The organism is Gordonia metallireducens, from assembly GCF_021245825.1.
Taxonomy (GTDB): Bacteria; Actinomycetota; Actinomycetes; order Mycobacteriales; family Mycobacteriaceae; genus Gordonia; species Gordonia namibiensis.
In genome coordinates this window covers 45,407-72,323 of sequence record NZ_JAJQJP010000029.1, presented here as the reverse complement: position 1 = coordinate 72,323, position 26,917 = coordinate 45,407, and the positions used below count along the sequence as shown (strand labels likewise).

Here is a 26,917-nt window from a genome sequence, read left to right as displayed (position 1 = left end):
CAGGCTTGCGCCCATTGTGCAATATTCCCCACTGCTGCCTCCCGTAGGAGTCTGGGCCGTGTCTCAGTCCCAGTGTGGCCGATCACCCTCTCAGGTCGGCTACCCGTCGTCGCCTTGGTAGGCCATTACCCCACCAACAAGCTGATAGGCCGCGGGCCCATCCTGAACCGCAAAAGCTTTCCACCAAACGTCATGCAACGTAAGGTCATATCCGGTATTAGACCCAGTTTCCCAGGCTTATCCCAGAGTCCAGGGCAGATCACCCACGTGTTACTCACCCGTTCGCCACTCGAGTACCCAGCAAGCTGGGCCTTTCCGTTCGACTTGCATGTGTTAAGCACGCCGCCAGCGTTCGTCCTGAGCCAGGATCAAACTCTCCATGAAAAAATAGTGAAAACCACCAACCCCGAAAGGCCGGCTATTTCAACACAATCAGGAAAGCAAACCTGACCAATCCAAAACTAGCTTAATGTGACACCCAGACGGGGCCGAGCGCCACACAAAAAATAAACATCTACATCCATAAAGAATGCTCGATGCCACAAAATGGCATCAGACAATTCATCATCACACTATCGAGTTCTCAAAGAACACACACCCACCAGCTACCAACCCCACAAGGGCCGTCACCAGCAGACTTGTTCTGACTTTCCACGCTAACCCCGTCTCCGGGGCAACTCTTCCAGCCTACCAGACCCTCACCGCGACCCACAAACCCGAAGTTCGCGACTCACAAGGGATCTGGCAACCCTCGAACACCAACCCGAGACACGAAGTCTCGAACCGAACATTCAAGGGGCGGCCAGCGAAAAACCCGGTCTCCACTCCCCGTCTCCAGACCCTCTCAGGTCTTCCGGGGCGGCGCCGTGGCTCGCTGACTCGACATAAGTTACGCAGACTTTACCCTCAACACAAATCGGCTGGTCAGGGGCATTTTCACCGGACTAGATCGCACCGAACCGTCGAAGCGCTTCCTCGCGCTCCGCTTTGTGCTCGACGATCGGTTCCGGGTAATCGTCGGCGTCGACGTCCCCCACCCAGCGTCGGACGTACTCCCCCTTGGGATCGAACTTCTTGGCCTGTGCCTCCGGGTTGAACACCCGGAAGTACGGCGCCGCATCGGTTCCGGTGCCGGCTGCCCACTGCCACCCGTGGTTGTTCGAGGCCATGTCGCCGTCGACGAGTTGGTCGAGGAACCACTCCGCACCCCACCACCACGGCAGGTGGAGGTCTTTCACCAGGAATGACGCGGTGACCATGCGGACCCGGTTGTGCATCCAGCCGGTCTCGGCGAGCTGGCGCATGCCGGCGTCGACAAGAGGAAAGCCGGTGCGTCCGGCCTTCCACGCCTCGAAACGTTCGTAGGCGTCGTCGTCGGTGTCCAGCTCGATGTCGTCGAATTGCCGATTCCAGTTGTGCCACAAGCTGTGTGGCCAATGGAAGAGAACGTCTGCGTAGAAGTCGCGGAACGCGAGTTCGCGTAGATACGCTTGCGGCCCTTCGTCTTTGCCGAGATCGGCGGCGAGCGTGCGCGGGTGGATGTTGCCGTACTTCAGGTACGCCGACATCCGGCTGGTCACGTCGGCGGCCGGATCATTGCGGCCGGTGTCGTAGTCGGCGAGGTCGTCATCGACGAATTCGGCCCATCGCGCCAGCGCGGCATCCTCACCGGCGGGGAAGGACAGGGTTGTCGGCGCCTCCGGGATCGTGATCCGGCCGGACTTCTCGACCTGCGACGGATCGAGAACCGCAGAACCCGGGATGGAGGAATCGGCCGGTTTCCGCCAACCGTGTTCACGCCACCGGCGGAAGTACGGGGAGAACACCTTGTACGGTTCACCGTCGTCCTTGGTGACCCGACCGGGCGAGACCAGATACGGGGAACCGGTGGCCTCCAGCGGGATGTCGCCGAGCGCTTCGGCGACGGCCTCATCGCGGCGTCGGCCGAAAGGGGTGAAGTCCCCGGAGATGTGCACGGCCTCGGCATCCACGGCCTTCGCGAGGCGCGGGATCTCCTCGTCGGGGCGTCCCCGCACGACGAGCAACTTCCCGTCGAGCTTGTCGTCGACCTCGCGGAGCGAATCGAAGAGGAATGCGAGTCGACGCTCCCCCGATGACTTCTCGAGCCGTGGGTCCACCACAAAGCACAGAAGGACCGACGAATCGTCGGTCCCTCTGGCTGTGGAAAGCGCTGGTAGGTCGCTCAGGCGCAGGTCGCGTCTGAGCCACACCAGGTTGGTGGACGTCAGCCCACTCCGAGCAGGTCGATGACGAACACGAGGGTCCGTCCCGAGAGGCGGTGCCCCGCGCCGGCCGGCCCATAGGCCAGCTCCGGCGGGACGGTCAGCTGGCGACGGCCGCCGACCTTCATGCCGGGGATGCCTTCCTGCCAGCCCGGGATCAGCCGATCCAGCGGGAAGTTGGCCGACTGGCCGCGATCCCATGAGGAGTCGAACTCTTCGCCGGTCTCGTAGTCGACACCCACGTAGTGGACGTCGACGACGCCCCCGCGGACGGCCTCGGCACCGTCGCCGACGATCAGGTCGGTGATGGTGAGGTCGGCCGGCGGGGGACCCGCCTGGAACTCGACTTCGGGCTTCTCAGTGCTGGTCACAGGACTCTCCTTTGAGTCGGGCGGTCAGTCGTTGTTCCGGGTGGTCGGCGACCCGACCTGGCGGGGCGATCGCTCAGCGATCACCCATCTGCACGTAGTCACGCTCGGTGTATCCGGTGTAGAGCTGACGCGGACGCCCGATCTTGGTGGTCGGGTCCTCGTGCATCTCACGCCAGTGGGCGATCCAGCCCGGAAGGCGGCCCAGCGCGAACAGGACGGTGAACATCCGCGTCGGGAAGCCCATCGCACGGTAGATGACGCCCGTGTAGAAGTCCACGTTCGGGTACAGCTTGCGCTCGATGAAGTAGTCGTCGGACAACGCGACCTCTTCGAGACCCTTCGCGATGTCGAGGAGCTCGTCCTCGACCCCGAGGGTCTGGAGGATCGAGTCGGCGGTCTTCTTCACGATCGCGGCCCGCGGATCGTAGTTCTTGTAGACGCGGTGACCGAAGCCCATCAGCTTGACGCCGGCTTCCTTGTTCTTCACCCGCTTCATGAACTCCTTGGTGTCGCCACCGTCGGCGCGGATGGCGTCGAGCATCTCGAGCACCGCCTGGTTGGCGCCGCCGTGCAGCGGGCCCCAGAGGGCGTTGATGCCGCCGGAGATCGAGGTGAAGAGGTTCGCCTGCGACGAGCCGACGAGACGGACCGTCGATGTCGAGCAGTTCTGCTCGTGATCGGCATGCAGGATGAACAGCATGTCGAGGGCCTTGGCGACGTCCGGGTTGACCTCGTAGGGCTCGGCCGGGAAGCCGAAGGTCATGCGCAGGAAGTTCTCGACGAGGCTCAGCGAGTTGTCCGGGTACAGGAAAGGCTGCCCGGCCGACTTCTTGTAGGCGTAGGCGGCGATGGTCGGCAGCTTCGCCAGGAGGCGGATCGTCGACAGCTCGACCTGCTCGTCGTCCTTGGGATCGAGCGAATCCTGGTAGTACGCCGACAGGGCGTTGACCGCGCTCGACAGCACCGGCATCGGGTGTGCGTTGCGGGGGAAGCCGTCGAAGAAACGCTTGAGATCCTCGTGCAGCAGGGTGTGCCGCTGGATCTTGGTGGTGAAGTCCTCGAGCTGCGACGGGGTCGGGAGCTCGCCGTAGATGAGCAGGTAGCTCACCTCGATGAAGGTCGACTTCTCTGCGAGCTGGTCGATCGGGATACCGCGGTACCGCAGGATGCCGGCGTCGCCGTCGATGTAGGTGATGGCCGACTTGGTCGACGCGGTGTTCACGAATCCACCGTCGAAGGTGGTCAGATTGGTCTCGGCAAGCAGCTTGCCGAGTGCAACCGAGTCGGTGCCCTCGGTGGCCTTCAGGATCGGGAGCTCCAGCTGTCCACCGGGGTAGGTGAAGGTCGCTGAGGCCGTGTCGGACGCCTGGTCGGCTGGGACTGTTTCAGCAGACACACGAACCCCTTATTCAGATCAGAGTTTTTGACAGTGTCCGGATAGGACACACAGGTACAAACTAGTCGCTTCTCAGCTCGCTTGCCCAAGGAGGGTCGGCGCCGGGCCGCGAGACGGTGACCGCAGCGACGTGAGCTGCGAATTCGGCGACCTCACGCCACTGATCGGTCGTCAGTGAGCGAACGGAATCCGGTGCCAGCGCACCCAGTCGGTCGAGCTGGTGCACGACGCCTCCCAGGACGCTGTCGCCGGCCCCGATCGTGTCGACGACGTCGACGTTCCGGGCCGGCACGGTGACCTCGTCCTGCGCGGTGGTCACGGTGATCCCGGACGCCCCCGCGGTGGTGATCACGGCGGCGACACCGTCGGCGAGCCAGTCCTTCACAGCACTCCCCCGGGGGCCCTCGCCCAGCCACGCCGCATCCTCGTCCGACAGCTTCACGACGTCGACGGACGACATCCAACTGCGGAAACGGCCCCGGTAGGCATCGGCGTCCGGGATGACGACCGAGCGAATGTTCGGATCCAGCACGACGAGTCGGCGTTCGGCGTGGCAGCGCCGCATCAGGTCCTCGTAGACGGTCGCCCCCGGTTCGAGCACGAGCGAGAGGGTTCCGAAGGTCACCGCCGCGACGGTCGGGGCCAGCGAACCCGGGTCGGTGACAGTGCGATCCGCCGTGCCTTCCACATAGAAGGAATACTGCGCGGAACCGTCATCGGCGACGGTGGCCAGGGCCAGCGACGTCGGTTCATCTCGACGCTGCAGCATCGCCGTACCCACACCGGCGCCCTGCAGTGCGTCGACGATCGCCCGGCCGTAGTTGTCGGTCGACACCGCCGACAGCAATGACACGGCACTCCCCAAGCGTCCCAAGGTGATCGCGACGTTGAAGGGCCCGCCTCCCAGCGCCGGCTGCAGCGGCGCCAGCGCCGCACCTGATGCCCGCTTCTCCTGGACCACGTCGACGAGCGCTTCGCCGCAGACGACGATCTCTCTCATAAGACCCCTCTTCTCTGTGTGACCCAGTCTGCCAGTCCCCCGGCGGTAGATTCTGTGCATGCGAGAGTTGCCGGCGGGCCCTGATGCGGTCGTGCTCGACTTCTCGGCCGACGAGTCCCCGTCGGCCGCAGTGCTCGACGCGACGGTCGCCCTGCGTGATGCGGTGGACCGGGGAGAGTTGCCGGAAGTCACCGATCTGGTGCCGAGTGCGCACACGCTGCTGGTGCAGGCACGGCCGGGTCGTGGCGTCGACGAGCTGGGTGTGCGGCGGGCGTTGCGGCGCCGACGCTCCGGCGTCGATCGCGGCGCCGGGTCGGCCGACGAGATCGTCATCCCGGTCCACTACGACGGTGACGACCTTGCGGATGTCGCTGATGCGCTGGACATCTCGACCGACGAGGTGATCGGTCTGCACTGCCGCACCCGATGGCGGGTGCAGTTCATGGGCTTCGCACCCGGGTTCGGATATCTGGTCGCCGACGAACCGACACCGCACCCGTTCGACGCGGTGGGCCGGCGCGCCGAGGCACGTACACGCGTGCCGGAAGGTGCAGTGGCGATCGCCGCCGGTTACAGCGCCGTGTACCCGAAGGCGAGCCCGGGTGGGTGGCAGTTGTTGGGCCGCACCGATGTTCGCCTGTGGGACGAGACGGCCGACCCGCCCGCACTGTTCGCGACCGGGCGGATCGTGCGGTTCGTCGACGCCGGGACGGGCGGCCGCGGATGACCGCCGTCACCGTGCTCGCGACCGGCCCTCTCGCGACCTTCCAGGATCTCGGGCGTCCCGGCTACGCCCATCTCGGCGTGCCGGTGTCCGGCGGCGCAGATCGCGGCTCGCTGAGGTTGGCCAATCGTCTTGTCGGCAACGACGAATCGGCGGCCACGATCGAGACGACCCTCGGCGGCCTGCGCATCCGCGCCGAAGGCGACGTGCTGGCCGTGGTGACCGGAGCCGACACCGCTGTGCGCCACAACGGAGTTCCCGTCGGACTCGCCGCGACCGTCGTACTGCGTGAAGGTGACGAACTGGCCGTCGATCCGCCGACATGGGGATTGCGCAATTATCTCGCGGTCCGCGGCGGGTTCGACGTCGAGCCGGTCCTGGGTTCTCGGTCGACCGACACCCTGTCAGGGTTGGGACCTCCGGCTCTGACCGCGAATGTGATCGTGACGGTGGGTGACGCCGCCGGCGAGTGGCCGCCCGTCGAGTCCGCGCCGGCGAACACCGCACATCCGCGGGTTGTCGTACTCGAGGTGGACGAGGGCCCCCGCGCCGAACTGCTGGCCGCTCCGGCGGATCTTTGTGCGGGGACGTGGGTCGTCGGGGCCGACAGCAACCGCGTCGGTGTGCGTATCGACCGCGCCGAGGCTTCGTCGTATCCCCTGCTGGCGCATCGGGAAGACGCCGGCGAATTGCGTTCGGAGGGCGTCGCACACGGCGCAGTGCAGGTGCCGCCGAGCGGACGACCGGTGCTGTTCCTCGCCGACCATCCCGTCACCGGCGGTTACCCCGTCGTGGCCGTCCTGACCGATGCCGCGGTCGATCTCGCGGCCCAGCTGGTCCCCGGTTCGGAGGTCCGCTTCCGGAGGCGATGACGCTCGAGGCTCACGTCCGAGGCTCACGTTTGGGACCGCTGACCGTCGGGAACGCGGTGGACGTCCCCGAATGGAGGTACCAACGTGAGCGATCCGTCTGTGAACGACCTGTCGACCGTGCAACTCGTCGAACGCCTGCAGAGTCAGACGACCACCCTGGTCAAAACCGAGCTGCAGAATGCGGTGGCGGAGATGAAGGGCAAGGGCACCCGGATCGGAGTCGGTGCGGGGATTTCCGGCGCGGGCACCCTGTTGATGCTCTTCGGCCTCGGAACGCTGATCGCAGCCGCCGTCCTGGGCCTGGCGAACGCAGTTCCCGCGTGGCTTGCCGCGGTGATCGTCGGCGTGGCGTTGCTGGTGATCGGCGGAGCGGCCGCGGCCATCGGCGCCAAGCGTGCGAAATCAGCTGTCCCACCCGCCCCCGAGCACACCGTCGAGAGCGTTCAGCGCGACGTCGAAACCGTGAAGGAGCACCTGTAGATGAGTGACACGCAACCCGACCGGAATCCGGCCGACGACCCGCCCCCGATCGAACAGCAGCGCGAGGAACTCGCCGAGACGGTCGACGCGCTGGCAGCGAAGCTCGACGTCCCGGCGCGCCTGAACACGGCTGCCGCGGAGACCGCTCAGACCGCGAAGGTGAAGGCCGAGGAGAACCGGACGACGCTGATCGGCGTCGCGGTGGCCGCGGTACTCGCCATCGGCACCGTCATCGTCGTCAAACGCCGTCGCAGCTGACCCCCATCCACAAGGAGTTCGACATGAGTGCCGTGTCCAAGACGTTCTACAAACCGCTCTCCCTGGCGACGAGCGTGCTCGGCGGAATCGCCGCGGGCGCCGTGTTCGGCCAGATCTGGAAGCGGATCTCCGATGATTCCGAAGCCCCCGACCCCAAGGATCTCGACCGCAGCAACACCGAGGTGTTGGCAGCCGCTGCACTGCAGGGACTCGTCTTCGGACTGGTCCGCGCCGCCGTCGACCGAGCGGGAGCCCGCGGATACAAGGCGGTCACGCATGAGAGCCCCGACTAGGCCGATGGTTGACACCCATCTGAGACGAACCTAGGGTTCTGTCTCATGACCGAGGTACTGAACGACGCACAGAACACCTGTCCCGTTCACACCCCAGAGGACGCTCCGGCCGCGGCGAGTTGCCCGGCCGAGCAGTCCTCAGGTGCCGAGTTCTCCGAAGACGGCTACGAGATCAACGCCTCCGGGATCAAAGCCGCCCACGAGTACGAACCCCTCGGTCCCGACTCGCTGACCTGGCAGATCTGGGGCACCTGGACCGGCATGTTCCAAGGACTGTGGGCCGGCTCGATCCAGAACATGCACCCCAAGCTGGGTGCGGCCGTCTGGGATCACTCCGACTTCTTCGGCGAACGCTGGCAGCGCCTCATGCGTTCGCTCTATCCGATCAGCGGCGTCGTCTTCGACTCCGTCATCCCCGGCGCGGAGACCGGCCTCGAGGTGCGCGATTACCACAAGACGGTCAAGGGCACGATGGAGGACGGATCGCGTTACCACGCACTCGATCCCGACGTCTTCTACTGGGCGCATGCGACGTTCTGGTACGGCAACGTCCGTCTGTGCGAACGGTTCGGCCCGTTCCTCACCGAGGATCAGAAGCGCCAGCTGTTCGAGGAGTCCAAGGCCTGGTACGCCCAGTACGGTGTCTCGATGCGTCCCGTCCCGGAGACCTACGAGGATTTCCTCGAGTACTGGGACTACATGTGCCGCAACGTGCTTCGTGACCACGTCTCGGTGCGTACGGTCCTCGACATCACCCAGCTGCCGCCGCCGCCGTTCCTGAGCTTCGTCCCGAAGTCGGTCTGGGACAAATACCTCGTCCCGCAGAACCAGAAGCTGTTCATGTGGCTGACCACCGGCTTCTACGACGAGCCGATCCGCGAGATCCTCGGGCTCGAGTGGTCCGATGCCGACGAGCGTCGATTCCGCCTGCTGGGCAAGGGCATCAACCTCGTCATGCACAAGATGTTGCCGAAACGCTTTCTGCGCCATCCGCGACCGCGCGACGCCTGGGACCGCGTCAACGGCAAGGTCGCGAAGGACGCGCCGATCGTGCACACACCCAAGCGCAACCTGCCGCCGCTGGACCAGCGCGACAACCCGATGCACTACTGCCCGGTGACCGCTGCTCGTCGAGCCACGTATCCGACGGTGTTGACCTCGGACTGAGGTCCCGGGCAGTCGGGCGGGCGGTCGCGCTCACGATCTCCGTCGGCGCTCACCTTATTCTGCTGAGCGGGAACGCATGGAGTGAGCGAATCGGCCGATCTACTGCTGCCCCAGCCCCCGACGCATCGCATGGCGTACCCGTTCGGCCTCACGATGCGCATACGGGTTCGGCCGACCGGCCCGTGAGCCGGCGAGTTTCGCGCCGATGTGCTCCCCCACCGTGATCGGCGAGTATCGGCTGCCTGCACCGACACACGACGGCAGGGTCGCGATCATCGCGTCGATGTTGCCGTCGTGGAAGTAGGCCGCGGATCGTCGGCGCTCGATCGCGCCATCGACGATCGGCGGTTTCACCCGATGCAGCGTCGACATCCACCGCTCGTTGGTCCAGCGGGCCATCAGGTCACCGAGATTGATCAGCAGTGCACCGTCTTCGGGGCTGACGTCGTGCCATCGACCCTGGCGGTCGAGGACCTGCAGACCCTTCACCTGATCCGCCCACAACACCGTGACGATGCCGTAGTCGGTGTGCTCCCCCATGCCCGTCAGCTCCCCGTCGAGATCGATCTCGCCGGGCGGGAGGGCGTAGTTGTTCATGCGCAGGACGTCGAGCGAATGGTCGGTGAAACCCTCGAAGAAGTCGGCGGGGAGGTCGAGGGCGTCGGCGAAGATGCGGGTCAGGGTGTGCGCGACGCGTCGTGCCTCGACGAAGTACGCCGACACCGCCGCCTCGAAGTGGTCGACGGCCGGCCACGTGTTCGCGGCGTAGTGGTCCTCGGGAAGAGCGAGGTCGGGGTATTCGCGCGCTTCGACGCCGACGTTGAACGCCTCGAAGAAGTCGTTCATCCGGCCCGCCTGTTCGACGCCCAGCGACAGCGACAACGACTCCGACTTCGGTGGCGCATAACCGCGATTGATCTCGGGCGGCGTGCGATAGGCCTTCTTCACTTCGAGCGGAAGCGCGAAGAAATCGTCCATGACCGCGGTGAATTCCTCGATGACCGCGGGCGGGATCTCGTGGCCGACGATCTGCATGAACCCCACCGAGCTGGCGGCGTCGTCGACCTTCGCCGCGACGACGGCCCGGTCGGCGGGATCACCGTTGCGGATGTAGGGCGAGATGTCGATGATCGGCACTCCGAAACCCTCGGTGGCGGCGGTCATGGCGTCCATGGTGACACCGAAACGCCGAAACCGCTGGCCAGGCGACGAACAGGTCAGGTGCGCTGACCTGCCCGGTACTGGACGAAGGCCGGGATCAGCAGCGCGGCGATGATCGTCGCGATCACCACGGCGACGCCACCGAAGGCTGTCGCCGCTGCGACGCCGATCGATGCCGCGGCGGTACCGTGCGCGACGTCGGCGATACGCGGTCCGCCTGCGACCACCACGATGAACACGCCCTGCAGGCGTCCGCGCACCTCGTCGTTGGCGGCCTCGAGCAGGATGGTCTGGCGGAAGGCAGCCGAGGCCATGTCGGCGGCACCGCCGATCATCAGCAGGACCACCGCGACGACGAGCATCGGCATCGCCGCACCGTCGGCGAAGGAGACCGCGATACCCGTGCCGGTGATCGCCAGACCCCAGATGATGATGCACACGATCACGGCCAGACCCTGCCGTTCGACGCGCGTGACCCAGCCCGAGAAGATGCCGCCGACCACGGCGCCCGCCGAGATCGCCGTGAACAGCAGGGCGAAGGCGATGCCGCCGCCCTCCGGCCCGCCGAAGTTCTCGTGCGCCATCTGGGGGAAGAGCGCCCGGGGCATGCCGAAGATCATCGCGATGAGGTCCACGAGGAACGACGCCATCAGGATCTTGTGACCGGTCAGGTAGCGGAGACCCTCGATCACCGACCGCAGTCCCGCGACCTTCGGCGCGGCGTCGCTCTCGGGCCGCAGCGACGGCAACATCACGACCGCGATCAGCGTCGGCAGGAGGAACAGCGTGTCGGCGAAGTAGAGCCACGAGTAGCCGAGGATCGGGATCAGCGCACCACCGACGAGCGGTCCGGCGATCGCGCCCGCCTGCATGACCGTCATGTTCAGCGACAACGCCGCGGGCAGGTCCTTGGCGTCGAGCAGGCGCGGCAGCACCGCCGTCCGCGTCGGCTGGTTGATCGCGAAGAACGCCTGCTGAACGGCGAAGAGCACCAGCAGGATCCACACGTTGTCGCCGCCGGCCGCAGCCTGCGCCCAGAACAGCGCGCTGCAGACGATGAGGCCGATCGTGCTGACGATCAGAAGTGTCCGGCGGTCGACGACGTCGGCGAGTGCGCCGCCCCACAGCCCGAAGACGACGAGCGGGACGAGACCGAACACTCCGGTCAGTCCGACGTATGCGGAGCTACCGGTGATCTCGTAGATCTGCGCGGGCACCGCGATGATCGTGAGCTGGGCCCCGATGACCGTGACGATGTTCGCGATCCACAGACGCCGGAAGTACTGGTTCCGCAGGGGCGTCGTGTCTGCGAGGAGCCGTGACATTCCCACGATGCTAGGACGCCACCGGGTGTGACCTCCGTCCGGTCCGTGAGGACCGCTACACATCCCCGCCGATCACGAGTGGTTCCGTCTCAGGGCTGCAGTCGTTCGATGTGCCATTCGTGGTCGACGTGGGTGAGCCGCACCCGGTTGTGCAGACGGTTCGCCCGGCCCTGCCAGAACTCGACCTCCACCGGATCGATGCGGTAGCCACCCCAGTCCGAGGGGACGGGGATCTCGTCGCCGGCGTCGAATCCGCCGTAGCGGTCGGCCAGGTCGGCGGCCTTCTGCTCGAGTTCGAGGCGGCTGCCGATCGGCCGGGACTGATTCGACGCGGCCGCCGACAACTGCGAGCCGCGCGGTCGGAGCTCCCAGTAGGCCTGGGTCTCCTCGGCGCTGACGTGCTCGACGGGACCGCGGAAATGGACCTGACGTTCCAACGCGATCCACGGGAACGTCACCGACGCGTAGGGATTGGCGGCCAGGTGCCGACCCTTGTCGGACTCGTAGCCGGAGAAGAAGACCACCCCATTGGCGTCGACACCCTTGCACAGCACGGTGCGGGTCGACGGCCGGCCGTCGGCGTCGGCGGTCCCGAGGACCATCGCGTTGGGTTCGGCGATCCGGGCTTCGAGGGCTTCTTTCAGCCAGACGCTGAACAAGTCGAGCCACGGCGGATCGCCGCGTAGCCAGCTGGGGTCGAGGTTCTCGCGAATTCCGTCTGCTCCCGCCGCACGATCGCCCTCTCCGATGTTGGGCGGAATACCCCCGCCGTAGCCGACGCGCATGTTCGGCAGGTCGATCGAATCGAGCGGTTTCTCCAACACTTGCCTGAATTTACTCCGACGACATCGTTACTCCCTGGTACACGTGGGGCGTCGTGCTCATCTACAGTTCGATCTGGATCGACGCACGTGATTGCAGGACACAGTTGTCTCGAGTGAGGTGGTTGTCATGGCCAACGCGGTTCCCGAGGATTTCATCCCAGGTCTCGAAGGCGTGGTGGCATTCACCACCGAGATCGCCGAACCCGACAAGAACGGTGGCAACCTGCGTTATCGCGGCGTCGACATCGAGGATCTCGTCGAGAACAAGGTGACCTTCGCCGATGTGTGGGCTCTTCTCGTCGACGGCAAGTTCGGCGACGGACTGCCCCCGGCCGAACCGTTCCCGCTGCCCATCCATACCGGAGACGTGCGCGTCGACGTGCAGGCCGCGCTTGCGATGCTCGCCCCGATCTGGGGTTACGAGCCCCTGCTGGACATCGACGACGAGACCGCGCGCGAGAACCTGGCCCGCGCATCGGTGATGGCGCTGTCGTATGTGGCGCAGTCCGCGCGCGGAATCCATCAGCCCGCGGTCCCGCAGCACGTCATCGACGAATGTTCCACCGTCACCGAGCGGTTCATGACCCGATGGAAGGGCGACCCGGACCCCAAGCACGTCGCCGCCATCGACGCGTACTGGGTCAGCGCCGCCGAGCACGGCATGAATGCGTCGACCTTCACCGCACGGGTCATCGCCTCCACCGGCGCCGACGTCGCGGCGTCGCTGTCGGGAGCGATCGGCGCGATGTCGGGACCGCTGCACGGTGGCGCCCCGGCACGCGTGCTGCCGATGATCGAAGAGGTCGAGAACACCGGCGACGCACGAGGATTGGTGAAGGGCATCCTCGATCGCAAGGAGAAGCTGATGGGCTTCGGACACCGCGTGTACCGCGCCGAGGACCCCCGCGCCCGCGTTCTCCGACGCACCGCCCAGGAGCTCGGGGTCCCACGCTTCGAGGTGGCCGCTGCGCTCGAGCAGGCCGCACTCACCGAGCTCCGTGAACGACGCCCCGACCGTGCGATCGAGACCAATGTCGAATTCTGGGCGGCCGTCATCCTCGACTTCGCCGAGGTCCCGCCGCACATGATGCCCGCCATGTTCACCTGCGGCCGCACCGCCGGCTGGTGTGCCCACATCCTGGAGCAGAAGCGCCTCGGCAAGCTCGTCCGCCCCGCCGCGATCTACACCGGTCCCGCACCCCGCCGTCCCGAGGACGTCGCCGGCTGGGGCGACCTGGTGAAGCCGGGGCTGTAACCGGCGCCGCAGAATCCAAGCAATCGGGACCCTGACCAGCGTCTCGCGCGGCGTGGTGAGCCATCAGTCAGCCGCTGTGCTGCACGGCCGGCCAACCCGGATGAGAGGCGCTCTGGGCTCGAATAGCGATCCTCGGGAAGGCCCGCCGCGATAGTCCGAAATGCCGATTCTGGGAGCGCTCGGTAACGCGTAAGCCGAGGTGGCCGGGAAGTGGCGTCCGCCACAACCCTAGAATTGCAGCCATGAGCGATTCCGCAACCGCACCCATCACCCTGCCCGCCGACCTGCTGCCGTCGGACGGCCGCTTCGGTTGCGGGCCGTCGAAGGTGCGCCCCGAGCAGTTGCAGTCCCTCGTCGACACCGGTGCATCGGTGTTCGGCACCAGCCACCGTCAGGCACCGGTCAAGAACGTGGTCGGCTCGATCCGTGAGGGTCTGGCCAACCTGTTCTCGCTGCCCGAGGGCTACGAGGTCGTCCTCTCCAACGGCGGCACCACCGCTTTCTGGGATGCCGCCGCGTTCGGTCTGATCAAGCAGCGTTCGCTCCACCTCACCTACGGCGAGTTCTCGTCGAAGTTCGCGACCGTCGCCAAGAAGGCGCCGTTCCTGGACTCGCCCGCGGTCATCTCCACCGACCCCGGCACCGCCCCCGACCCCGCCGCGCTGACCTCTGACGACTTCGGCGGCGTCGACCTCATCGGCTGGGCCCACAACGAGACCTCGACCGGTGTGTCCGTGCCGGTCGTGCGCCCCGCCGGCTCCGACGACGCGCTCATCGCCATCGACGCCACCTCCGGTGCAGGCGGCCTGCCCGTCAACGTCGCCGACTCCGACGTCTACTACTTCGCGCCGCAGAAGTGCTTCGCCTCGGACGGCGGCCTGTGGGTCGCGCTGATGAGCCCGCGTGCACTCGCCCGGGTCGCCGAGATCGCCGAGACCGACCGCTGGTGCCCGGAGTTCCTGTCGCTGCCGACCGCCGTCGACAACAGCAGCAAGAACCAGACCTACAACACCCCGGCCGTCGGCTCGCTGCTGCTGTTCGCCAACCAGATCGAGTGGATGAACAACAACGGCGGTCTCGACTGGTGCGTCTCGCGCACCGCCGACTCGAGCTCGCGTCTGTACCAGTGGGCCGAGGCCAGCGAGTACGCGACGCCGTTCGTGGCCGAAGCGGCCAACCGCAGCCAGGTCGTCGGCACCATCGACTTCAACGACGATGTCGACGCCGCCGCGGTCGCCAAGACCCTGCGCGCCAACGGTGTCGTCGACACCGAGCCGTACCGCAAGCTGGGCCGCAACCAGCTGCGTATCGGCATGTTCCCGGCCATCGATCCCGAGGACATCACCAAGCTCACCAACTGCATCGACTACATCGTCGAGCGCCTCTGAGCTCGGCCAGAACCGTCCGTCACCGGCGCGTCGCACCCTCGGGTCGACGCGCCGGTCGCGTTCAGGCGGACGGGTAGCCTGGACACCACAGACCACATACGACGCACCCATCGCTGGTGTCGCAACGGCCCCACGCGTTCTGAACTGCGGTTTTACCGCGTGTCCCACAGTGAATCGGCAGATCGGTGAGTTAATGTGACCCCAATGCATGAACCCACCGGAGGAGGAGCAGATGCGTGAGCTCCGCGTCGTCGGAGTGGAAACCGATGGTTCCCACGTCATCTGCCAAGACCCTCAATCGGGTGAGAAATTCCGGATCGCCTCCGACGAACGCCTTCGCGCCGCGGCCCGCGGCGACATCACCAGGCTGGGACAGATCGAGATCGAGATGGAAAGTGCATTGAGGCCACGAGAGATCCAGGCACGCATCCGTGCGGGTGCCTCCGTCGCCGAGGTCGCCGCCGCGGCCGGTGTGGGCGTCGACAAGATCGAACGATTCGCCCACCCGGTGCTCCTCGAGCGCAGCCGCGCCACCGAGCTCGCCGGTGCGGCCCACCCGATCCGGCACGACGGCCCGGCCGTCGCGACACTCGCCGAATCCGTTGCTGAAGGTCTCGTCGCCTACGGTCACAACCCGGCCGACGCCGACTGGGACGCCTGGAAGGACGACAGCGGCTACTGGGTCGTGCAGGTCGCCTGGAGCGTCGGACGCACCGACAACCTCGCACACTGGCGCTACCAGCCCGGCACCCACGGCGGCACCGTCGACCCGCTCGACGACCTCGCCGACGAACTGACACACCCCGAGACCATCGCGCCGCGGCGTCGACTCACTCCTGTCGCCGCACCGGAGGTTGCCGTCGAGACGACGTCCGCCGGGCGTGAGGAAGTCACCATCGACGCCAACTCCCTCATCGGTGCTCAGCGTGCCCGCCAGGAACGTCGCACTGCGGACGACGACCACGGCACCGTCCCCCTGGATTTCGGGTTCGACGACGACGAGACCGACGAGCGCACGCCGCCGGCTCCGGTCACCCCGATCTCCGCTCCCGTCGCACAGGCACCCGTCGAGGCCGCCCCGGTCGAGGCACATGTCGAGGACGAGCCCGCCGAACCCGCACTCCGGGAGACCACCGACGCCGAGCCGGCGGCCACCCCGGACAGCACTCCTAATTCATCGGAGTCGTCGGCGACCCGCGATTCCGGACCGGCCCACGCCGACCGTCCGCGCAAGAAGAAGACCCGCAAGCCCGCCGTGCCCGCCTGGGAGGACGTCCTGCTCGGCGTACGTAGCAACGGGAACAGCTGATCGATGTCGGCACGCGCCGCCACCGTCTGGTTCATCGACTCCCCTGATCCGGCCGACGACCTCCGAACCGTCGTGCGCGCTCCACAGCATGACCATCAGCACGCCCAGCAGCTCGCGTCGAAGATCTACGGCGACAGCGTGCTCGTCCCGCTCGTCGACACCGACCTCGCGACCGCGGCCGCGGCGAAGGACCACCACGTCTACGCCGGCTTCTACGGCTCGCTCGCCGTGGTCTCGTGTTCACTGTTCGAGACGGCGACCCCCTCGATGCTGACCCGAACGCTGACCGCGATCCGTCCGAGCACGGTGACGACGTTGCTCTACACCGAACCCGAGACATCGTTCGGCGCATTCGCGCGATGGGAGTCGGGGTCACTTCGACGCTCGTTCTCCGCCGACCCGGTGACCATCCACGAGGACGAGGGCCTCCCGTTCACCTTCGAGAAGCCGTTCTGGGGCGGCGAGTTCCCTCTCACCTACGCCGACGGCGTGCCGAACCAAGGTATGGCACTCCCCTTCCATCCGGCGCAGCTCGCCGAGGAGGCCAACCGGTCCTGGCTCGGGTTCCGCTACACCCACCCCCTCGCGGCGACGGACCTCGATCCGGCCGACATCACCGTCACCTGCTTCGCACTCCATCCCGCGGAATACGAGCCGACCGCCGACGATTTCGAGAACTACCGGCGAGCCACCGCCGCGCGTGGCGCGGACCGCAGCGCGCCCGCGGGGGCACCTCGCAAGCGTGGACGGTTCCGGGAGTATTTCGGGTTCTAGGTCGAGGACGATCGCCCGGTCTCAACCTCTGAGGCATGGGGGCGTTTACATGCGTCACCCTCGCTCCCTGCGGCTTGAGAGCGCAGCGAGCCTCTGAGGCCTGGTGAAACACCGTCGCCCACCTGACTACCGGTCGACGTCAACCCGACCGGCAGACTTCGATCGACGTCGGCCGGTCGAGTTGAGGTTCGGCAGTCGGGATTTGGGCGCTTCTCAGGGAGCGGACCCGTTCGACCCTGACGACGGCCGGTTCACCAGCTTCGAGGCTCGCTGGGTCAGCTGCGCGGGTACGCCGCCGCGAGGAGGATCGAGGCGAGGGTGGCTTCGGCGTCGGAGGCGATGCGCAGGTCGATGACCTGACGCATCTGGAGGCGTGGGGTATCGCCGGACTCGGTGTCGGGTCCGTGGATCTCGGTGCGCACTTGTTGGAGGTGTTCGGCGAACCGGCGGGGTATGTCGGGTCGCCGGTTGATGCGTTCAGGATTCGGTGGTGCGCCGGGTTCGGCGTTGAGCCGCCAGGCGCAGCGCCCTTCGTCGGGTCCTTCACGCACCATGCGGGTGGTGTAGCCGCCGGGTTGGTTACTCACCATGCGGTTGTGTTTCGGGCACGCCGGGGCGAGGTCGGTGATGTCGGTGAGTCCGCCGTCGGCCCAGTCGAGTTGGGCGTGATGCATTTCCACGTGTGCGGCGGCCAGGCCGCAGCCGGGGGTGGAGCAGTTCTCGCCGTCGGGTCGGGCGAAGGACACGAGTCGTTGTTCCCGGGTGGCCAGGCGTTTGCCGCGGCCGAAGTACAGCGGGACGGCGGTGGCGTCTTTGAACACCGCCAACCAGGGTTGGGCATCGGCGGCCATGTTGATGAGGTCGGGGATGGGGATCGGGGTGCCGGTGGCGGTGGTGGCGAACCCGGCTTCGCGGCGGAGGTCGGTGAGGTCGGCTTTGATGATCAGCTGGGTCGGCAACCCGCGGTGACTCTTACCCAGGAGGCCGTCGTCGAAGACGGCTTTGAGGAGTGCGTTGACGGCGTCGTGGTTGAGCTGGGCGGGGGTGCGGTCATCGCGCGCGGCAGCCGCTTCGACCATCTCCGGATCGGCGTCCTCAATAGAACCGATGGGCGAGTCGGGGTCGTCGGGGTTGTTCATGCCGGGTTTGGCCCACACGGCGAGCAGCATCGTGACCCGGGCGAGCGCTTCGGGGGTGAGGTTGGCGGTTATCTTGGCGGTGCCGTCGGCGCGTTGGCGGTGGACTGACAGGTTGCGGCGGCGTTTGCGGTCGGTGTCGTCGGCGAGTGTGCCGTCGGGGTCGAGGTGGGCCAGTAGCCGCGCGCCGAGGGCGGTGATGTCGGCTGGGGTGTGGTCGATGGCGATCTCGGCCATCTGTCGTTCGGCGGCGACTTTGATGTCGTGGTCGACGGCGTGCGGGATCTGCTCGAGCACCTCGACGACCGCTCGCACGTGCGCAGGCCCGACACGGCCACCGGCGAACGCCTCGGCCAGGGCGGGATGCTGCGGCGGTAGCTGCTCGCCGGTGTGGCTGGGAAAGGTTGCGGTGGCGGACATCTGGTTGCGGCGTCGGATCGGTTCGGCGACGCGCAACCGGTGAGTCATGAACTGGATGACGCTGCGGTGACCGGTCTTACGGGGCAGATCTCGTTCGGTGGCTTCGACGATCTGACGGTCACCGGCGAAACTCAGTCGCGCCATGGCACGTTCGGTCTCGACAGCGACGTCGACGAGTTCGGCATCCGAACACTGCGTCAGATCGGCGGCCTGGAGTTCGGCGGTGATCCGATGCGATTCCTGCACGAGTTCACAAGCGCGCGAAACCGGGGCGTCGGACTGCGACATCTCGGTCAAGACGGTCACCCCCCGGAGACAGTTTTCGAATGTATGTTCGACTGTACTCCGAAACTTGTTGCTGTGCAACGATTGCCGAGACCATCGCGATCGCCGAAGTTGTCGGTGGCATCTGGTATTGGGCGTTGGTGGTTGTCCCTTCGATACGCTCGCAAGCTCGCTACTCAGGGAGCAGAACACCGCCCGACACGCTCGCTACTCAGGGAGCACGACGACCGCCCGACACGCTCGCTACTCAGGGAGCAGAACGACCACCCGGCAAGCTCGCCACTCAGGGAGCAGAACGACCACCCGGCAAGCTCGCCACTCAGGGAGCAGAACGACCGCCCGGCAAGCTCGCTACTCAGGAAGCAGAACGACCGCTCGCTACCTAGGCGAGCTAGGGAAATAGCTAGCTAGCTAGCTACCTAGCTACCTAGCTAGATAGATAGCTAAATAGCTAGATAACAGAACGGTCAGCGACCCATGATCAACAGCGCGATCGATGAGGTGACCCCGGCTAGAAAGCCGATGAGAAGACCCCACACGATCCAGCGCCAGACGTAGCGGTAGCGGAACTCCCAGAGGGTCCAGCCGAGGCCGCCGGCGACGATGAGCACCGCTGCGATGCCGAGGAACTTCAGGATGCCGCCGATGAGTTCGTAGATCCCGACGAGCACGAAGGCGCCGAAGAGCGCACACACCGCAGACACGATGATCCCGAGCGCCCAGGGCGTGGGCTCCGCGGTCCGATCGAACGGTTCGGGGGTGTTCACTCCCCCATCGTGCCCGATCGGACGCGTTCGTAAAACGCAACGGCGGCGGCTGTCGCGACGTTGAGCGAATCGGTTCCGCGACTCATCGGGATGCGGGCCTTCACGTCTGTCGCCGCCATCGCCGACGCGGTGAGACCCGGACCCTCGGCGCCTACGAGGAAGGCGACCTTCTCGGCGTCGACCGCCTCGGCGAGCGTCACGGCGTCAGGGTCGGGGGTCATCGAGACGAGACGGAAGTCGCGCGAGCGCAGTTCGTCGAGTCCGCGCGGCCACTCGTCGAACTTCGCGAAGGGCACCAGCAGGGCGTGACCCATCGAGACCCGCACGCAGCGCCGGTACAGCGGGTCGGCGCAGCCCTGACCGAACAGGACGGCGTCGACTCCGAGGCCGGCGGCATTGCGGAAGATCGAGCCGATGTTCTCGTGGTCGTTGACGCCTTCGAGGATCGCGACGGTGCGCGCGGTCTCCAGGATCTCGGGCACCGACAACACCTCGGGGCGTCGCGCGACGGCGAGGACTCCGCGGTTGAGATGGAACCCGACGATCTCGGCCATCACCTCGGCCGAGGCGCGGAAGAACGGGACACCCGACAGCGACGGGTCGCGCAGATCGTCGTCGAGTTCCTTGAGGCGCTTGTCGACGCCGAGGAAGGCGTGGGCCGAGAATCGCGAGGCGATCATGCGCTGCGCGACGAGCACGCCCTCCGCGATCACCAGGCCACGTCCTGGCCGGCCGCCGGGCAGCACCGGGAGGTCGGGCCGGCGGTCCACCGAGTTGAGGTCTCGAAAGTCCTCGACCCGGGGATCCTGCGGGTCGTCGATGTCGATCACTTCCACTGCGAGCCCGGGCACCGCAACAGTGTGCCACCCGGACCGCCGTGACCTCGATACGGTCCTCGGCTGACGCCTCGGACCTACTCGGCCGGCAGGTTGACACCCGGTACAAGACCCAATGAATGCCCGAGACGCGGCGATGTGAAAACGTTGAGGACGTGACCAACAGCGGCTCGACATCTCAGTCACGTCTGTCCCTCAAGCGCGCCACCGACGCCGACTGGGACGACATCATCACCACGGATGCCCGCGCATTCGCGATGCGCAATCCGCTGCCCGACGACGAGCGCGCCGACCTTCGCGGCAAGGTCGCCGACGACGACATCGTCCTGGTGCGCGACACCGGCCTGCCGTCGAAGCCCCTTGTCGGGGTGTCGATGTTCTACCGGATGTCGATGTCGCTGCCCGGTGCAGGTGTCGCCGACGCCGCCGGTCTGTCGTGGGTCTCGGTGGCCTCGACGCATCGTCGTCGGGGAATCCTGCGCACGATGCTGACCGAGCTCTTCGAGCAGTGGGAGGCCGAGAACTACACGTTCGCGATCCTCACCGCGAGCGAGGGCACCATCTACGAGCGCTTCGGGTTCGGTCCGGCCTGCTTCTCCAACACCGTGTCGATCACGCCCGGCCAGGCCCCGCTCCGCGGCGACCAGCCGAAGGACGCGACCGTGCGGTTCGCCGACCCCGCCGAGATCGCGGCGGCCGTCCCCGATCTCCACGCGCGCTGGACCCTCACCACCCCCGGTGCACTCACCCGCACCCCCGCCTGGTGGGCACCCATCCTCGCCGACCGCCCGTCGGAACGCCCGCTGCCCGCGAGCGGACTGCACTACCTGCTGCACGACGACGGTTACGCCAGCTACCGCATCTACAAGAACGAGAACGGTGGCGTCCGCGGCGAGGTCAACGAGGTCTTCGCCGTCACCGACGACGCCCACACCGACCTGTGGCGGGTGCTGACCAGTCTCGACCTGATCCCGTCGCTCACCGCGACCATCCCGGTCGACGATCCGTTGCGGCACAAGCTCATCAACGCCCGGGCAGTGTCGATCACCGGCCTGCGTGACGAGATGTGGCTGCGCATCCTCGACATCCCGGCAGCACTGGGATCGCGGAAGTACGCCGCCGACCTCGACGTCGTCATCGAGGTCACCGACGAGTTCCGCGGTCGCGGAGGGGTGTTCACGGTGTCAGCGCGCGGTGGCGACGCCATCGTCGCCCCGGCGCCCGAGACCGCGACACCGACGGTGTCGATGGACACCTCGGCGCTGTCGAGCATCTACCTCGGCGGTACCCGCCCGTCGGCATTTGCGGCGGCCGGCCGGCTCCGCGTTGACTCCCCGACAACGCTTCGAGCTCTGGACCAGGCCTTCACCACCGATCGAGCACCGTTCTCCGGCACCTTCTTCTAGCCCTTCGCAAGCTCCGGACTCCTCAGGAAGCGATCAGACCGCCCGGGGTCGAGGTATCTCGGTGTCGGGCTTGGTGAGGATCTTGTTGAAGATCCTCACGCCCTCCCGGAGGGCGTCCCGTTCGCCGGGCGTGAGTTCGCGCAGACGGTCGCTCAGCCAAGCCTCACGTGCCGCCAGCTCTTCCTTGATGACCTCGACGCCGGACGGCGACAGCGTCACGATCGCCTGTCGGCCGTCGGTCGGGTGCGGTTCACGTTTGATCATCCCGAGGTCGGACAGCGACGCGATGACCCTTGTCATGGACGGCGGGCGAACCCGCTCGGCCGCGGCGAGGGCGCCGGGTGTCATCGGGCCTTCGTGATGCAGCGTGTACAGCGCCGAGAGCTGCGTCAGCGAGACCAACTTGTTCTCGCGACGCCCTCTCAGACGGCGCGCGAGTCGTACCACGGCGAGGGACAAGTCCCCGGAGAGACTTCCGTCGTCACCATACGGCGAATGCATTGCCCCAGCGTAAGGCATGTAAATCGCCGTCGAACCTTAAGCAATGCAAATTGACCCGGCTGGATGACAAACCGGTCGCAATTTTTGACTACACGCGTTAGCCGATCAGGTCGGAGATCGGTCCCCGCGCGAAGTAGGCGGCGAAGACGGCGGCCACCAGCCACAGGAGGGGGTGGACGGTGCGTGCCTTGCCGCTCGCGGTCGCCATGACGACCCAGCTGATGAAGCCCACGCCGATGCCGTTGGCGATCGAGTAGGTGAACGGCATCGTCACGAGCGTGAGGAAAGCAGGCAGTGCGTAGTCCATGCGGGAGAAGTCGACGTCGCGCAGCTGGCCGATCATCATCGCACCGACCACGACGAGTGCGGGCGCGACCGCCTCGAGCGGGATCACCTCGTACAGCGGGGTCAGGAACATCGCGGCGAGGAACAGGACACCGGTGACGATGTTGGCGAGACCGGTGCGCGCGCCCTCGGCGATACCGGAGGCCGATTCGACGAAGACCGTGTTCGACGACGAGGAGGCGACGCCGCCGGCGATGGCACCACTGCCCTCGACGACCAGCGCACGGCCGATGCCCGGCAGGTTGCCCTTCTCGTCGGTCAGGCCGGCTTCCTTGCCGAGGCCGGTCATCGTGCCCATGGCGTCGAAGAAGTTGGAGAGCACGAGCGCGAAGACGAACACCGAAGCGGCGAGCACACCGATGCGGGTGAACGCACCGAAGAGATCGACGTCGCCGACGAGGCTCAGGTCGGGCAGTCCGCCGAGTGCCTTGGGAATGTCAGGGACGGACAGGCCCCAGCCCGACGGGTTGTCCATGCTCGAGCCGTAGTCGAAGATCTGCTCCAGCACGATCGACAAGATGGCGGTGATCACGATGCCGATCAGCAGGCCGCCGGGCACCCTGCGTACGACGAGCACGCCCATGATCAGCACGCCGAGCGCGAAGATCAGGGTCGGGACGGTCGCGATCGAGTTGTCGACGCCGAGCTGCACCGGCACGGTGGTGCCCGCGGCGTCGGGGATGCGCTTCACGAACCCCGCGTCGACGAAGCCCACGAAGGCGATGAAGGCGCCGATGCCCGCGGCTATCGCCGCCTTGAGTTCTGGTGGCACCGCGTTGAACACCGCCGTACGGAAACCGGTGACGGCGAGCAGCACGATGATGATGCCGTCGACGACGACGAGGCCCATCGCCTCCGGCCAGGTGACCTCGGGGGCGATCGTCGCCGCGAGGAGGCTGTTGATGCCGAGGCCCGCGGCGATGGCGAACGGATAGTTGGCGACCAGACCGAACAGGATCGACATGACGCCCGCGACGAGGGCGGTCACCGCCGCGACCTGTGCCAGCGGGAGCACGTTGCCCAGGACGTCGGCGTTCTTGTCGCCGCCGGGGATGCCGCCGATGATGATCGGGTTCAGCACGACGATGTAGGCCATCGTGAAGAAGCTGACGAGGCCGCCGCGGACCTCTCGGTTGACCGTCGAGCCGCGCTCGGAGATCTTGAAGAACCGGTCGATCGCGCCGTTCGGCGTCGCCGTCCTCGCTCCCCGGGTGGTCGAGGGGCCGGTGTCCTCAGGTGGCGCTTCGGCAGCACCCGTGTCGGCCGCGTCGGTCGTCGTCTCCGACGAGTTGTCAGCGGGGTCGTCGGCGGGTGTCAGATCGCGGGACTCACTCGGGACATCTTTTGGCACCTGTCGAAAGCTACTCTTTGTCTCATGCCGGATACAGTCGACGTCCCCGAACTGCCCCGCGCGCTGCGTGCGCCCGAGCCGGTGATCGTGGTCGGGATGGTCGCGTGGCTGGTCGCGACGGTGGTCGTCGCGATCACCGATCTCGGCGGCGGCAACGCCCTGACGATCTGTCTGGTCGGGCTGGGCGTTGGATTGCTCGGCACCACGATCGTGCTGGTCCAGCGGGCGGGAGTCCGACGCGGGGCCCGCGGCGCGCAGGAGGGCCTGGACTAGAACGGGCCGTCGAACACGTCACTCCGCCGAGAAGAGAATCCACCCGACGTGTTCGCGTCCCCACGAGGCAACCTCGTCGCGGGTCGCGAAAGGACGTGTCTCGAGGGTGGTCAGCAGGAGCGAATGTGTGATGCGAACCATGACTTCGGCGACCCGCCGCGCCTCGTCGTCACCCATCGGGGCGTCCCCGGTCATCAGACCAGCCACCCGGGCAGCCAGATAGTCGACAGCACGATCGAAGACCGGCGCCGACGACACCGTCAGCACCCGCAGCGTCGTCGCCGGGTCGGCGGCATACTCGCGAGCCAGTAGCGGGTGGTCGTAGAACGACCAGAAGATCGCCGCGAACCCCTCGATCAGTCGCTCCTGCGGGTCGCCTGTTGCCGCGAGCTCCCGGTCGACGTGTGCGAACAGCTCGTCGGCCTCACGCGAGAGCAGGTCGGAGAACAGGTCCTCCTTGTGCGGCCAGCGGCGGTAGACGGTCATGTGGGACACGCCGGCCAGCGCGGCGATCGCCTCGATCGAGGTCCGCTTGAGCCCCTTCGCGAGCAACGACGACATCGCCGCGTCGAGGATCTTCTGCCCCGTCCGCTCGGCCCGGGACGCGCTCGGCGTCTTCACACCGCCATCATTGCAATGTTAGTGTTCGGCCGAACCACTAACATTGGAGTTTCATGACCGTCACCGAGAACCCGGACGCGTCCTTCGCCGCCACTCCGACGCCGCCCGGTGTCGACCTCGCCGACCTGCCCCCGGCCGTCGAACAGTTCCGGTGGCACCTGGGGAGTGTCCTGTTCGGATTCTTCGGGGCCTCGTTCTTCGACCAGGTGGCGCTGGTCCCGGTGGCCGCGGCCGTCGACCGCACCGGCCGCTTCGCCGAGAACTTCGTCGACCGTGGACTCCGCAGCTTCAGCGCCGAGCAGCTCGTCCTCTGGGGCGACGAGCGGACACGGCACGCGTTCGCCGATCGGTTGAAGTTCCTGCACCGCGAGGTCCGGGGCACCGGACGCGACGACTTCGCCGAGACCCGGTACAGCGCACTCGATCCCACGCTGTGGAACTGGATCGCGATGAGCGCCATCATGGGCTACCTCAACACGTTCACCGCGTGCACGGGCATCGAGCTCTCACCGGAGGAGGAAGAACTCGCGTACGCGGTCACACTCGAACGGCTGGGCATCCTGTCGCTGCCTGGGAAGTCGGCCCAGCTCCCACCCACACTGGCCGATGCGCGCCGCTGGTATGACGGCGTCGTCGCCGAACGACTGCAACCCAATCCGTTCCTCGACGCCGTCACCGACCAGCTGACCCGTCTCCCCCTCCCGACGATCGGCCTGCCGCGACTCCTGCGTATCGCGCTCACGCCGCCCTGGCTCGTCATCCGCCCGCTGGCCGGCCACGTCGTCAAGGTCTGCTCGTTCAGCGTCATGCACCCCGGCGTCCGGGAGCTGACGTCGGTTCGCCTGGGCCGCCGCGAGCAGTGGGAGTTCCGGGTCTACAAGCGACTGTTACGCACCGCGTGGCGCCGGCTCCCCCGACGAATCGTGCTCACGCCCATGGCATATCACGAGTACCGACGCGAGCAGCTGGCACGGACATACCACTCGATCCAGCTGGAATCGTTCGCCCCGAAGTGCCCGGTGTGATCGTCAGCTGCCGACGATCTCGTTCAACCGCTTTCCGATGATCCCCACCGCGAAGCCCAACCGCTCGAAGTCCTTGTTGGTGGTCTGACCGTGGTAGAAGCGGTAGTAGATCTGTTGGGCGATGACCACGGCCCGGAAGAGCCCGAAGGCTTCGTACCAGCGCCACTTCTCGGGTGACATCTCGAAACCCATTTTCTCGCAGTACCGTTCGACGAACTCGGCACGGGTGATCATCCCCGGCATGTTCGTCGGGACGCGGCGCATGAGTTGCAGCTCGTCGGTGTCGTCGGCTTGAATCCAGTAGGCCATCGAGCCGGCGAGGTCCATCAAGGGGTCACCGAGGGTGGCCATCTCCCAGTCGAGGATGCCGATGACCTTGGTCGGATCATCCTTGTCCAGCACCACGTTGTCGAGTTTGAAGTCGTTGTGGATGATGCAGTTCGAGACGTCGTCGGGCTGGTTCTCGGCCAGCCAGACCATCGCCTCCTCGAAGTCGGGAACGTCGTCGGTGTGCGCGTTGCGGAATCGGGTGGTCCAGCCGTCGACCTGCCGTCGGACGTAACCGAGTCCCTTGCCGAGGTCGCCGAGCCCGGTCTTCGACGGGTCGACCGAATGCACCTCCACGAGGGTGTCGATGAAGTTGAGGCAGAGCTGCCGCGCCTGGTCGGCGTCGAGCGGGACGTCGGCCGGCCATTCCTTGCGCGGGATGACGCCGTCGATGCGGCCCATGACATAGAAGTCGGCGCCGAGGACCGAGTCGTCGTCGCAGAAGGCGATCATCGGTGCGATGTAGCGGATCACCCCGGCGAGCTCGGACTGGATGCGATATTCGCGGCGCATGTCGTGCGCTCCGCGGGCCTTGGTGCCACGCGGTGCCCGACGCAGGATCAGATCCCGCGTCGGATACCGCAGCAGGAAGGTGAGATTCGAAGCGCCACCGGCGAATTGCCGGACCTCGGGCACCGCGTCGAGTCCCTCGACATCCGGTGCCGCGGTGCGCAGCCACGATGCCACCGCCTCGACGTCGAACGCGTCTTCTTCTCGAACCTCGCGCGCCTCGGTCACCTGGTCAGCCATTGGAGGAGTTCACCCTTCTCGTTCGTGGATGTGT

The 26,917-nt window shown here is 66.6% G+C and carries 27 protein-coding genes and 1 rRNA gene; 13 read left to right on the top strand and 15 right to left on the bottom strand.

Annotated features, from left to right (window positions below):
* From LQD00_RS11415 to LQD00_RS11395, 5 genes are all read right to left on the bottom strand, one after another.
* A 16S ribosomal RNA gene (locus tag LQD00_RS11415) occupies positions 1-384 on the bottom strand; the annotation flags it as partial.
* Between the two features lie 560 nt (positions 385-944).
* Positions 945-2,231 (bottom strand): cryptochrome/photolyase family protein, encoded by a 1,287-nt coding sequence (locus tag LQD00_RS11410; RefSeq protein ID WP_232717292.1) that lies wholly within the window; start codon positions 2,229-2,231, stop codon positions 945-947.
* Positions 2,232-2,245: 14 nt separating this feature from the next.
* On the bottom strand, positions 2,246-2,614 hold the full coding sequence (locus LQD00_RS11405) for an FKBP-type peptidyl-prolyl cis-trans isomerase (protein WP_005198205.1): 369 nt from the start codon (positions 2,612-2,614) through the stop codon (positions 2,246-2,248).
* 73 nt (positions 2,615-2,687) lie between these two features.
* Complete coding sequence (locus tag LQD00_RS11400; RefSeq protein WP_232717291.1) at positions 2,688-4,010, bottom strand: citrate synthase; 1,323 nt, start codon at positions 4,008-4,010, stop codon at positions 2,688-2,690.
* 61 nt (positions 4,011-4,071) lie between these two features.
* The gene (locus LQD00_RS11395) at positions 4,072-5,010 is read right to left on the bottom strand and encodes a carbohydrate kinase family protein (protein ID WP_232717290.1); all 939 of its coding nucleotides are present in this window, start codon (positions 5,008-5,010) and stop codon (positions 4,072-4,074) included.
* A 58-nt stretch (positions 5,011-5,068) separates the two neighbouring features.
* On the opposite strand from LQD00_RS11395, the gene LQD00_RS11390 reads away from it, so the two are divergent.
* From LQD00_RS11390 to LQD00_RS11365, 6 genes are all read left to right on the top strand, one after another.
* Positions 5,069-5,737 carry a 5-oxoprolinase subunit B family protein gene (locus LQD00_RS11390; protein ID WP_232717289.1) on the top strand — a complete coding sequence of 223 codons (669 nt, stop codon included), beginning with the start codon at positions 5,069-5,071 and terminating at the stop codon, positions 5,735-5,737.
* Positions 5,734-6,606, top strand: a complete 873-nt coding sequence (locus tag LQD00_RS11385) for a 5-oxoprolinase subunit C family protein (protein WP_232717288.1) — start codon at positions 5,734-5,736, stop codon at positions 6,604-6,606. The genes LQD00_RS11390 and LQD00_RS11385 overlap by 4 nt, the downstream gene beginning before the upstream one ends.
* Before the next feature lie 84 nt (positions 6,607-6,690).
* Entirely contained in the window at positions 6,691-7,086 is a 396-nt protein-coding gene (locus LQD00_RS11380) for a phage holin family protein (protein ID WP_204718553.1), read from the top strand.
* Entirely contained in the window at positions 7,087-7,344 is a 258-nt protein-coding gene (locus LQD00_RS11375) for a DUF3618 domain-containing protein (RefSeq protein ID WP_232717287.1), read from the top strand.
* A gap of 23 nt (positions 7,345-7,367) precedes the next feature.
* On the top strand, positions 7,368-7,637 hold the full coding sequence (locus LQD00_RS11370; RefSeq protein WP_006868367.1) for a DUF4235 domain-containing protein: 270 nt from the start codon (positions 7,368-7,370) through the stop codon (positions 7,635-7,637).
* 45 nt (positions 7,638-7,682) lie between these two features.
* Complete coding sequence (locus LQD00_RS11365; RefSeq protein ID WP_232717285.1) at positions 7,683-8,804, top strand: oxygenase MpaB family protein; 1,122 nt, start codon at positions 7,683-7,685, stop codon at positions 8,802-8,804.
* 99 nt (positions 8,805-8,903) lie between these two features.
* Here LQD00_RS11365 and LQD00_RS11360 read toward each other — a convergent pair whose 3' ends face one another.
* The 3 genes from LQD00_RS11360 to pdxH form a co-directional block, all read right to left on the bottom strand.
* A complete protein-coding gene (locus LQD00_RS11360; protein ID WP_232717283.1) occupies positions 8,904-9,977 on the bottom strand; it encodes an isopenicillin N synthase family dioxygenase in 1,074 nt (357 codons plus the stop codon).
* Positions 9,978-10,021: 44 nt separating this feature from the next.
* Positions 10,022-11,290, bottom strand: coding sequence for an MFS transporter (locus LQD00_RS11355; RefSeq protein ID WP_232717281.1), 1,269 nt, complete (start codon positions 11,288-11,290; stop codon positions 10,022-10,024).
* A gap of 89 nt (positions 11,291-11,379) precedes the next feature.
* The gene (gene pdxH, locus LQD00_RS11350; protein ID WP_269784911.1) at positions 11,380-12,075 is read right to left on the bottom strand and encodes a pyridoxamine 5'-phosphate oxidase; all 696 of its coding nucleotides are present in this window, start codon (positions 12,073-12,075) and stop codon (positions 11,380-11,382) included.
* 166 nt (positions 12,076-12,241) lie between these two features.
* On the opposite strand from pdxH, the gene LQD00_RS11345 reads away from it, so the two are divergent.
* The 4 genes from LQD00_RS11345 to LQD00_RS11330 all read left to right on the top strand — a co-directional run bounded on the left by LQD00_RS11345 (position 12,242) and on the right by LQD00_RS11330 (position 16,840).
* Positions 12,242-13,369: a citrate synthase 2 gene (locus tag LQD00_RS11345; protein WP_232717279.1), complete on the top strand. Its 1,128-nt coding sequence runs from the start codon at positions 12,242-12,244 to the stop codon at positions 13,367-13,369.
* A 242-nt stretch (positions 13,370-13,611) separates the two neighbouring features.
* A complete protein-coding gene (gene serC, locus LQD00_RS11340; RefSeq protein WP_232717278.1) occupies positions 13,612-14,757 on the top strand; it encodes a phosphoserine transaminase in 1,146 nt (381 codons plus the stop codon).
* A gap of 232 nt (positions 14,758-14,989) precedes the next feature.
* Entirely contained in the window at positions 14,990-16,066 is a 1,077-nt protein-coding gene (sepH, locus tag LQD00_RS11335) for a septation protein SepH (RefSeq protein ID WP_232717299.1), read from the top strand.
* A gap of 3 nt (positions 16,067-16,069) precedes the next feature.
* Positions 16,070-16,840 (top strand): DUF6928 family protein, encoded by a 771-nt coding sequence (locus tag LQD00_RS11330; protein WP_232717277.1) that lies wholly within the window; start codon positions 16,070-16,072, stop codon positions 16,838-16,840.
* Between the two features lie 275 nt (positions 16,841-17,115).
* On the opposite strand, the gene LQD00_RS11325 is transcribed toward LQD00_RS11330, so the two are convergent.
* From LQD00_RS11325 to LQD00_RS11315, 3 genes are all read right to left on the bottom strand, one after another.
* Positions 17,116-18,684 carry an HNH endonuclease signature motif containing protein gene (locus tag LQD00_RS11325; RefSeq protein ID WP_232717297.1) on the bottom strand — a complete coding sequence of 523 codons (1,569 nt, stop codon included), beginning with the start codon at positions 18,682-18,684 and terminating at the stop codon, positions 17,116-17,118.
* 464 nt (positions 18,685-19,148) lie between these two features.
* Entirely contained in the window at positions 19,149-19,448 is a 300-nt protein-coding gene (locus LQD00_RS11320) for a DUF2537 domain-containing protein (RefSeq protein WP_232717276.1), read from the bottom strand.
* Positions 19,445-20,299: a TrmH family RNA methyltransferase gene (locus tag LQD00_RS11315; RefSeq protein ID WP_232717275.1), complete on the bottom strand. Its 855-nt coding sequence runs from the start codon at positions 20,297-20,299 to the stop codon at positions 19,445-19,447. The genes LQD00_RS11320 and LQD00_RS11315 overlap by 4 nt, the downstream gene beginning before the upstream one ends.
* Positions 20,300-20,439: 140 nt before the next feature.
* Between LQD00_RS11315 and LQD00_RS11310 the strand changes: the two genes are divergently transcribed.
* Positions 20,440-21,690 (top strand): GNAT family N-acetyltransferase, encoded by a 1,251-nt coding sequence (locus tag LQD00_RS11310; RefSeq protein WP_232717274.1) that lies wholly within the window; start codon positions 20,440-20,442, stop codon positions 21,688-21,690.
* 33 nt (positions 21,691-21,723) lie between these two features.
* Here LQD00_RS11310 and LQD00_RS11305 read toward each other — a convergent pair whose 3' ends face one another.
* Positions 21,724-22,191 carry a MarR family winged helix-turn-helix transcriptional regulator gene (locus tag LQD00_RS11305; protein WP_006868354.1) on the bottom strand — a complete coding sequence of 156 codons (468 nt, stop codon included), beginning with the start codon at positions 22,189-22,191 and terminating at the stop codon, positions 21,724-21,726.
* 97 nt (positions 22,192-22,288) lie between these two features.
* Positions 22,289-23,887: an NCS2 family permease gene (locus LQD00_RS11300; protein ID WP_232717273.1), complete on the bottom strand. Its 1,599-nt coding sequence runs from the start codon at positions 23,885-23,887 to the stop codon at positions 22,289-22,291.
* Positions 23,888-23,911: 24 nt separating this feature from the next.
* Here LQD00_RS11300 and LQD00_RS11295 point away from each other — a divergent pair, with 24 nt between their 5' ends.
* Positions 23,912-24,160, top strand: coding sequence for a DUF2530 domain-containing protein (locus LQD00_RS11295; protein ID WP_006868352.1), 249 nt, complete (start codon positions 23,912-23,914; stop codon positions 24,158-24,160).
* A gap of 18 nt (positions 24,161-24,178) precedes the next feature.
* Here LQD00_RS11295 and LQD00_RS11290 read toward each other — a convergent pair whose 3' ends face one another.
* The gene (locus tag LQD00_RS11290) at positions 24,179-24,781 is read right to left on the bottom strand and encodes a TetR/AcrR family transcriptional regulator (protein WP_232717271.1); all 603 of its coding nucleotides are present in this window, start codon (positions 24,779-24,781) and stop codon (positions 24,179-24,181) included.
* Between the two features lie 53 nt (positions 24,782-24,834).
* On the opposite strand from LQD00_RS11290, the gene LQD00_RS11285 reads away from it, so the two are divergent.
* On the top strand, positions 24,835-25,806 hold the full coding sequence (locus LQD00_RS11285; protein WP_232717268.1) for an oxygenase MpaB family protein: 972 nt from the start codon (positions 24,835-24,837) through the stop codon (positions 25,804-25,806).
* Positions 25,807-25,809: 3 nt separating this feature from the next.
* Here LQD00_RS11285 and LQD00_RS11280 read toward each other — a convergent pair whose 3' ends face one another.
* Complete coding sequence (locus LQD00_RS11280; RefSeq protein ID WP_232717266.1) at positions 25,810-26,883, bottom strand: phosphotransferase family protein; 1,074 nt, start codon at positions 26,881-26,883, stop codon at positions 25,810-25,812.
* Between the last annotated feature and the right edge of the window lie 34 nt (positions 26,884-26,917).

What these genes read in the sequence shown, in the direction of transcription:
- LQD00_RS11370 (WP_006868367.1), top strand. Translation starts at nt 7,368, where the DNA reads ATGAGTGCCGTGTCCAAGACGTTCTACAAACCGCTCTCCCTGGCGACG.
- LQD00_RS11360 (WP_232717283.1), bottom strand. Translation starts at nt 9,977, where the DNA reads ATGGACGCCATGACCGCCGCCACCGAGGGTTTCGGAGTGCCGATCATC.
- LQD00_RS11280 (WP_232717266.1), bottom strand. Translation starts at nt 26,883, where the DNA reads ATGGCTGACCAGGTGACCGAGGCGCGCGAGGTTCGAGAAGAAGACGCG.
- LQD00_RS11365 (WP_232717285.1), top strand. Translation starts at nt 7,683, where the DNA reads ATGACCGAGGTACTGAACGACGCACAGAACACCTGTCCCGTTCACACC.
- LQD00_RS11395 (WP_232717290.1), bottom strand. Translation starts at nt 5,010, where the DNA reads ATGAGAGAGATCGTCGTCTGCGGCGAAGCGCTCGTCGACGTGGTCCAG.
- LQD00_RS11330 (WP_232717277.1), top strand. Translation starts at nt 16,070, where the DNA reads ATGTCGGCACGCGCCGCCACCGTCTGGTTCATCGACTCCCCTGATCCG.
- LQD00_RS11345 (WP_232717279.1), top strand. Translation starts at nt 12,242, where the DNA reads ATGGCCAACGCGGTTCCCGAGGATTTCATCCCAGGTCTCGAAGGCGTG.
- LQD00_RS11390 (WP_232717289.1), top strand. Translation starts at nt 5,069, where the DNA reads ATGCGAGAGTTGCCGGCGGGCCCTGATGCGGTCGTGCTCGACTTCTCG.
- pdxH (WP_269784911.1), bottom strand. Translation starts at nt 12,075, where the DNA reads ATGCGCGTCGGCTACGGCGGGGGTATTCCGCCCAACATCGGAGAGGGC.
- sepH (WP_232717299.1), top strand. Translation starts at nt 14,990, where the DNA reads ATGCGTGAGCTCCGCGTCGTCGGAGTGGAAACCGATGGTTCCCACGTC.
- serC (WP_232717278.1), top strand. Translation starts at nt 13,612, where the DNA reads ATGAGCGATTCCGCAACCGCACCCATCACCCTGCCCGCCGACCTGCTG.
- LQD00_RS11295 (WP_006868352.1), top strand. Translation starts at nt 23,912, where the DNA reads ATGCCGGATACAGTCGACGTCCCCGAACTGCCCCGCGCGCTGCGTGCG.
- LQD00_RS11325 (WP_232717297.1), bottom strand. Translation starts at nt 18,684, where the DNA reads ATGTCGCAGTCCGACGCCCCGGTTTCGCGCGCTTGTGAACTCGTGCAG.
- LQD00_RS11385 (WP_232717288.1), top strand. Translation starts at nt 5,734, where the DNA reads ATGACCGCCGTCACCGTGCTCGCGACCGGCCCTCTCGCGACCTTCCAG.
- LQD00_RS11375 (WP_232717287.1), top strand. Translation starts at nt 7,087, where the DNA reads ATGAGTGACACGCAACCCGACCGGAATCCGGCCGACGACCCGCCCCCG.
- LQD00_RS11355 (WP_232717281.1), bottom strand. Translation starts at nt 11,290, where the DNA reads ATGTCACGGCTCCTCGCAGACACGACGCCCCTGCGGAACCAGTACTTC.
- LQD00_RS11285 (WP_232717268.1), top strand. Translation starts at nt 24,835, where the DNA reads ATGACCGTCACCGAGAACCCGGACGCGTCCTTCGCCGCCACTCCGACG.
- LQD00_RS11305 (WP_006868354.1), bottom strand. Translation starts at nt 22,191, where the DNA reads ATGCATTCGCCGTATGGTGACGACGGAAGTCTCTCCGGGGACTTGTCC.